This is a genomic window from Bradyrhizobium macuxiense (genome assembly GCF_007993935.1).
GTDB lineage: Bacteria > Pseudomonadota > Alphaproteobacteria > Rhizobiales > Xanthobacteraceae > Bradyrhizobium > Bradyrhizobium macuxiense_A.
Genome location: NZ_VITY01000006.1, coordinates 447,093 through 453,626, shown reverse-complemented (window position 1 = coordinate 453,626; position 6,534 = coordinate 447,093). Strand labels below are relative to the sequence as shown.

Here is a 6,534-nt window from a genome sequence, read left to right as displayed (position 1 = left end):
CGGCATGGACGGCCTCCCGAATCGACCAATCCAGCCAATTGTGATGTGTCAGCTATGTCCCCGAACACCTGTCCGTGATCTGTCCGGTCTAAACACATGACCGGGCGATCCAGTACGCCGCGGCCTCTCGTCTCAAGCACAACCGTCTCCGGAATACTGGATCACCCGCCTACGGAGTGATGACACCGAGTGCTTGGCTATCCGCGTGGGGAAGGCGTGCGATCGGGCCGGCCGGGAGCGTCGCTTAACTGCTGCTGCCGCCGGTCGCGCCGCGCACCACGCGCTTGATCTTGTCGGTGGTGTAGGTCTGGCCGCCGATCGAGAGCAGCGGCGGGGAGGCGGTCAGGTCGACGGAGTCGACCATGCCCTGGATCTCGGTCGAGATCGCAAGGTCATTGCCCTTGGAATCCTTGCCGGTCGCGGTCAGCGTGTAGGAGCCGGCGGGCCATTGCGTGCCGTCGTTGCCCTTGCCGTCCCAGACGAAGCTGGCATTGCCCTGCTTCAGATTGAAATTGCCGGAGTAGGCGGTCTGGCCGGTCGAGCTCGTGATCGTGATGGTGGCGCTGGTGGCTTGCGGAGACACCAGATTCCACGTCGCGGATTTGTCGAGCTGGGTCTTGCTGCCGTCGACCGCGACCGTGTTGCCGACATAGACCAGCGCCTGGGTCGACTGTGCGCTCTTCTCGATTGCGATCAGCTGCTTGAGCTGATCGTTGGACTTCAGCTGCTGTTCGACACCGGCGAATTGCACGAGCTGCTGGGTGAACTGGTTGGTATCGAGCGGATCGAGCGGGTTCTGGTTCTGCAACTGCGTCGTCAGCAGCGTCAGGAAGGTCTGGAAATTGTCGGCGATGCCCTGCGACGAGGTCGTCAGGCCGCTGCCCGTGCTGCTGCTGCCGGAGCTCGTTCCGTTGCTGGTGCCCGGTGCCGAGACGACGGGCGTTGGCATGGTTGCATCGACTGCCATGGTGAACTCCTTACACTCTGATATCGACGCCGCCGAGGGCGCTGCTTGCGCGGCCGTAGGAGCGCCCTGCCGCGGCGGCGGGAACGCTGTCCTCTTCGGCGACGATCAAACGATGGGCGTTCGGATTGGGCTGGCCGTTGTTGTTCTGCCCCGACTGCGACTGGTCGCGCAGGCTGAACTGCAATCCGCCATTGCCGGTCGACAGGCCGGCATTGTCGAGCGCGCGCTGCAGCTGGTTGGCGTCCTGGCGCAGCATCGACAGCGTTTCCGGGCGTTCGACGGTGAGATGCGAGGTCACCTGGCCATTGCGATCGACATCGATGCGGACATCGATGCGGCCGAGCTCGGCCGGGTCGAGCCGGATTTCGAAGCGGCTCTTGCCGCTCTTGGCGGAGGCGGCGATCTGCATCGCAAGCCCGCTGAGCGGCACGGCGGCGCTTTGCGCGGCGTTGGTCACGGTCAATTGCGCGGTCGCCGACGGCGTCGTCTGGGTGGCGAGTTGTGGCTGGAGTGCATTCGCCGCCTGCGCGCTGGGATCGGGCGTCGTGACCTGGGTCTGCGCAGTGGCCTGGCCGCCGGCCGTCGGCGCGGCCTTGCCGTCGCCGCTCGCATCGGCCTTGATTGCATCCGCTGCGCCGTCTGCGTCGGCCTTCGCCTTGCCGGCAACCGCAGCCGGCTGCGCAACGGCGGGAACGATGTTGGTCGGAGCTGCCTGTGCGGTGTTGTTGCTGCCCTGGGCTGTGCCGTCCTGGCTGGCAGGTGCCGTCGCAACCGCATCCTTCTGGGTCAGCTGCACCTTGGCTTGCGGTGTCGTCTTGGTCGCAGGCGTTCCCGCGGCGACGGTGGCGGCGAGTGTCGCATCGCCGGTCGCGGTCGCAGCGCCCGCAGCCGTTGCCGTATCGGTGGCGGCGACCTGTCCCTCACTCTTGACGCCGGCCGCCTTGGCGACCTTGTCGGCATTCGCGGCGGTGGTCGCCGCGGTTGCGGTGTCGGCGCCGGCTGGCGCTCCGGTGCCGGCGGCGGCACCGGTACCGGCGATCGCCGAGCTTGCTGCGATGGCCGCAGCCGCGATCGCGAGAGGCGCGGCGGACTGACCGGAAGGCGCGGTCGCCGTCGCGGCCGGGTCGGTCGCCGTTGCAGCGGCAACGGGAACGGCAACCACGGCGTTGGCCGTTGCCGTGGTGGATGGATCCGCCTGCGGCGCCGCTTGCGTCGTGGCCTTGTCGCCGGTGGATTGCGTATCGGTGCTCGACTTCGAGTCGTCCGATTTCGATTTCGACTTGGTCTTGCGCGGCGCGTCGCTATCGCTGTCGTTATCGACCTTGGTGTCGTCGCGCGAACTGCCGGGGTCTCGCGACGTCCGGTCCGGCGCAGTGCTGTTGTCGCGGGAACGTGCGTCGGTCGTCGAAGACGAATCATCGGACCGCCGCGCGGGCGCCGGTTGGGAGTCGTAACGGCTGTTGTCGCTTGCGGACGCAGTGTTGCTGTCGACCAGCGCGGCAAAACCGTCGTTCCCTGCCTGCGCGGCGGGATCGGGCCGCGACGACCGCGTCGCGCCCTGAAAAGACCGGCCTGCCAATGCTTCCGACGTGACGCTGACCACTGCCAAACCTCGCAAATGAGACTTCCGGCGTTTTGTCAGCAAGGAGCGGGCCAACGGGCGGGTGCAATAAATATTGAGTTATTTCAGTTGGTTATGAGTGGCGACGGCGGCCTGGAACCGGTTCCCGGCAGGCCCCGTTTTTGCCCGGCGGCAAGATTTGCCGTCCGCGCGCGGCAAGGCATCACTTGCGCTGGATTGCCTCGCCGGAATACGGCCTATATTAAAGGTGGCCTCCGACGCGTCCCGAACCGACCGACCGGCCCTGGACGCGTTCTAAGGCTTTCTGGACAAAGGCTTTTTCCAATTTCGTCGCGGAGCGCATAGGCTCGCCGCGACAGTGACCAATGACCGCTTAGAGATGCTCAACAGTCTGGATCTTGAAGGCCGCCCTGAAGACACACGGATCGTCGTTGCCATGTCCGGCGGCGTCGACTCGTCGGTGACGGCTGCGCTGTTGAAGTCGCAGGGCTATGACGTGGTCGGGATCACGCTGCAGCTCTATGACCATGGCGCTGCGACCCATCGCAAGGGCGCCTGCTGCGCCGGCCGCGACATCCACGACGCGCGCAATGTCGCCGAGCGGATCGGCATCCCGCATTACGTGCTCGATTACGAAAGCCGCTTCAAGCAATCGGTGATCGACAATTTCGCCGACAGCTACGCGCTCGGCGAAACGCCGGTGCCGTGCATCGAGTGCAACCGTTCGGTCAAGTTCCGCGATCTGCTCGCGACTGCGCGCGAGCTCGGCGCACAGGCGCTGGCCACCGGACACTATGTCGCCTCGCGCCGGCTTGCCGACGGATCGCGCTCGCTGGTTTGCGCAGCGGATGCCGATCGCGACCAGAGCTATTTCCTGTTCGCCACCACCCGCGAGCAGCTCGACTTCCTGCGCTTCCCGCTCGGCGACATGACCAAGCCGCAGACCCGCGAGCTGGCGCGGCGCTTCGATCTCGAGGTCGCCGACAAGCAGGACAGCCAGGACATCTGCTTCGTGCCGACCGGCCGCTACACCGACATCATCGGACGGCTGAAGCCGAATGCGATCGCGCCGGGCGATATCGTCGATCTCGCCGGCAATGTCATCGGTCAGCACCAGGGCATCGTTCATTTCACCGTCGGCCAGCGCAAGGGTCTCGGCATCGCCTCAGGCCACCCGCTCTATGTGGTCAAGCTCGATGCGGCGACCCGCCGGGTCGTGGTCGGGCCGCGCGAGGCGCTGCGGATGGATCGCATCGCGCTGCGCGACGTCAACTGGATCGGCGATGGTGCGCTGGATCGCGTGATCGGCGAGGGTATCGAGATCTATGTCCGCGTGCGGTCGACGCGCGCGCCGCAGCCGGCATGGCTGCGCGCGGTCGATGGCGGCTATGAGGTCGAGCTCGTCGCCGGCGAGGAGGGCGTCTCGCCCGGCCAGGCCTGCGTGTTCTACGATGCGCCGTCCGGGCAGGCGCGTGTGCTCGGCGGCGGGTTCATCAGAAGTGCGAGCGCAAGCCGCGCGGCGCGAGGCGTGATGCGCGATACAGTCGCGCCGCTCGCGGAAGCAGTTCGCGGATAGCGCATGATCCGGAAAAGTGGGAACCGGTTTTCCGAAGCGATCATGCACAAACAAAGCTGAATTCGGGGCAGGGGAATGGCTGGGGACATCGACCGCGACGGGGTCGAAAAGGCGTATGGCCGCTGGGCGCCGATCTACGATCTGGTGTTCGGCAAGGTGTTCGATCAGGGCCGTCAGTCGACCATCGCGGAAGCCGACCGGATCGGCGGGCGCGTGCTCGATGTCGGTGTCGGCACCGGACTGTCGCTGTCGGACTATGCGCGCACCACAAAACTCTGCGGCGTCGATATTTCCGAGCCGATGCTGCGGCGGGCGCTGAAGCGCGTGCGCGCGCTGGGCCTCAGCAATGTCGAGACGCTCGCGGTGATGGACGCCAAGCACCTCGCATTCCCGGATTCGTTCTTCGATGCGGTGGTCGCGCAATACGTCATCACCGCGGTGCCCGATCCCGAGGCGACGCTCGACGATTTCATCCGCGTGCTGAAGCCGGGCGGCGAGCTGATCCTGGTCAATCACATCGGCGCCGAGAGCGGCCCGCGCCGCATCTTCGAGCTCGCCTTCGCGCCGCTGGCGCGGCGGCTCGGCTGGCGTCCGGAATTTCCATGGGAGCGGCTGACCAATTGGGCGGCGAAGCATGGCGGCGTCAGTCTCGCGGAACGCCGGCCGATGCCGCCGATGGGGCATTTCTCGCTGATCCGCTTCCGCAAATCGTGAGGCTTGATGTGATTTTGACCGGGAACATCGGCGCGTCGTCCCGGTTTTCTTGTCATGAGGATCAATCGAACACGCGCCCATCGCACGCTCGCATTGTCCTGTGTGCTGATGCTGGCACCCATTGTTGCCGAGGCGCAGGCGCCGCCGACGCCCGCCACGCCGCCGGCACAGACCGCGCCGCCGGCGCCACAGCGCGCCGCCGCGAATTGCGCGCCGCAGCAGCCTTCGCATCCGGGCGTTGCGGCGCCGGAGGGAACCACCACCGGGCAGGCCGCCCAGCCGCTGGCCGACAAGCTCGCCAAATCCGACGGGGTGCTGTGTCCGCCGGCCGGTGTCGACCCCGAAATGCGTGCGCCGACCCCGCAAGGCGGCAACACGCCGGTGATTCCGCCGCCCGGCAGCCCCGGCGGCGACCAATCAATCAGGCCGAAATAGCCTCTGGCTGCAATAGTTTGCGGCTCCGTCCGCCTTTGCTTGACAGGTGCGTGTGCCACTCTTTATATCCCGCGCGTTCGCAGCAGCGGCTTCTATGCCGCCGATCGCGAGTCCGTGGCGGGGTAGCTCAGCTGGTTAGAGCACGGGAATCATAATCCTGGGGTCGGGGGTTCGAGTCCCTCCCCCGCTACCATGGGCTACGATTTTTTACGCCAGGCTACGGTTTCCTGCGATGTCGTGCACCGGATGGTAGCGCCCGAGCCGGGTTGAGCGCCTATCGCCTTCAGAACTTTGCAACCTTACAATTTAGACAGGGACGCTCGCGTCGCCGAAAATCTAAGGGGCTGGACGTGCCTTCTGGGCTCGAAATTGCGCTGGCGTAACACCCAGCGCCTTGCGGAAGGCTCTGGTAAAGTTCGCTTGCGACGAGAAGCCGGCGGCCAAGGCGATCTCGGAAATCTGACTGCCTTCGCTGAGCAGGCGCATTTTTGCGAGGGCAAGGCGTTGAAGGCTGACAAACTCGTGCGGCGGGGATCCGGTGGCGAGCCGGAAACTGCGTGCGAAGTGGGCCGCACTCATGCAGGCGACCGACGCCATTTGCGTGACGGTGAGTTCAGCATCGAGGTTGCTGCGGATAAATTCCACCACGCGCGCCAGCCGACGCGTATCCAGGGGCTTGTCCGTGTTTCGCGCCGGCGGCTGGCGAATCTCGGCGGCTGAGTATTTGTGTACGAGATACGCAGAGAGAGCGACTCCGAGCGTCTCCATGAGAAGACGTCCGGACGAGCTTTCGTGATTTAGCTCTTGCAGAATCTGGCCCGCGATCTGATTGATGAACGTGTCTTGCGCGATGGCTTCGTAACGCAGCTCCACCCACTTGGGATCAATATCGAGGTCGCGCAGCAACGTCTCCTCGAAAGATCGACCGGGGAGGAAGATGTGCAGAACGTTCTGAAGCGGCTCGGCGACGTTGATGAATTCTTCCGTGATACCGGAAGGGCAGAGCCAGACGGTTCCCGGCTGACCATGCGTCACCTGACGCATCCCGCTGCCGATGCGATCAACCAAGCTATGTCCGTTCAACAGGACAGCAACCTCAGTATCGCGAGGCGTCAGGGGAGGCAGCTCGCCGGCCTCGTGGGTCCAGCGTTCGACTAGCAGGTTCGACCAGCAGCGTTCGCCCGATGTCTGCAACATTTTCCCGGTGACGTACTTGTCGACCGAGTGTCCGAGGACTTGGCCCATTACGCCCTCCTCTCG

The 6,534-nt window shown here is 65.4% G+C and carries 6 protein-coding genes and 1 tRNA gene; 4 read left to right on the top strand and 3 right to left on the bottom strand.

Going from position 1 to position 6,534, the window contains the following annotated elements; translation table 11 throughout:
- Positions 1–244 precede the first annotated feature (244 nt).
- The gene (locus FBZ93_RS19025; protein WP_146987414.1) at positions 245–967 is read right to left on the bottom strand and encodes a flagellar hook assembly protein FlgD; all 723 of its coding nucleotides are present in this window, start codon (positions 965–967) and stop codon (positions 245–247) included.
- A 10-nt stretch (positions 968–977) separates the two neighbouring features.
- Positions 978–2,570, bottom strand: coding sequence for a flagellar hook-length control protein FliK (locus tag FBZ93_RS19020; RefSeq protein WP_246667549.1), 1,593 nt, complete (start codon positions 2,568–2,570; stop codon positions 978–980).
- A 358-nt stretch (positions 2,571–2,928) separates the two neighbouring features.
- Between FBZ93_RS19020 and mnmA the strand changes: the two genes are divergently transcribed.
- The 4 genes from mnmA to FBZ93_RS19000 all read left to right on the top strand — a co-directional run bounded on the left by mnmA (position 2,929) and on the right by FBZ93_RS19000 (position 5,467).
- Entirely contained in the window at positions 2,929–4,125 is a 1,197-nt protein-coding gene (gene mnmA / locus FBZ93_RS19015) for a tRNA 2-thiouridine(34) synthase MnmA (protein WP_146987413.1), read from the top strand.
- A 75-nt stretch (positions 4,126–4,200) separates the two neighbouring features.
- Complete coding sequence (locus tag FBZ93_RS19010) at positions 4,201–4,839, top strand: class I SAM-dependent methyltransferase (RefSeq protein ID WP_146987412.1); 639 nt, start codon at positions 4,201–4,203, stop codon at positions 4,837–4,839.
- Positions 4,840–4,893: 54 nt separating this feature from the next.
- On the top strand, positions 4,894–5,274 hold the full coding sequence (locus tag FBZ93_RS19005; protein ID WP_167529101.1) for a hypothetical protein: 381 nt from the start codon (positions 4,894–4,896) through the stop codon (positions 5,272–5,274).
- A gap of 116 nt (positions 5,275–5,390) precedes the next feature.
- Positions 5,391–5,467 (top strand) — tRNA-Met (locus FBZ93_RS19000).
- Positions 5,468–5,610: 143 nt separating this feature from the next.
- Here the strand turns inward: FBZ93_RS19000 and FBZ93_RS18995 are convergent.
- A complete protein-coding gene (locus tag FBZ93_RS18995; RefSeq protein ID WP_146987410.1) occupies positions 5,611–6,519 on the bottom strand; it encodes an AraC family transcriptional regulator in 909 nt (302 codons plus the stop codon).
- Positions 6,520–6,534 lie beyond the last annotated feature (15 nt).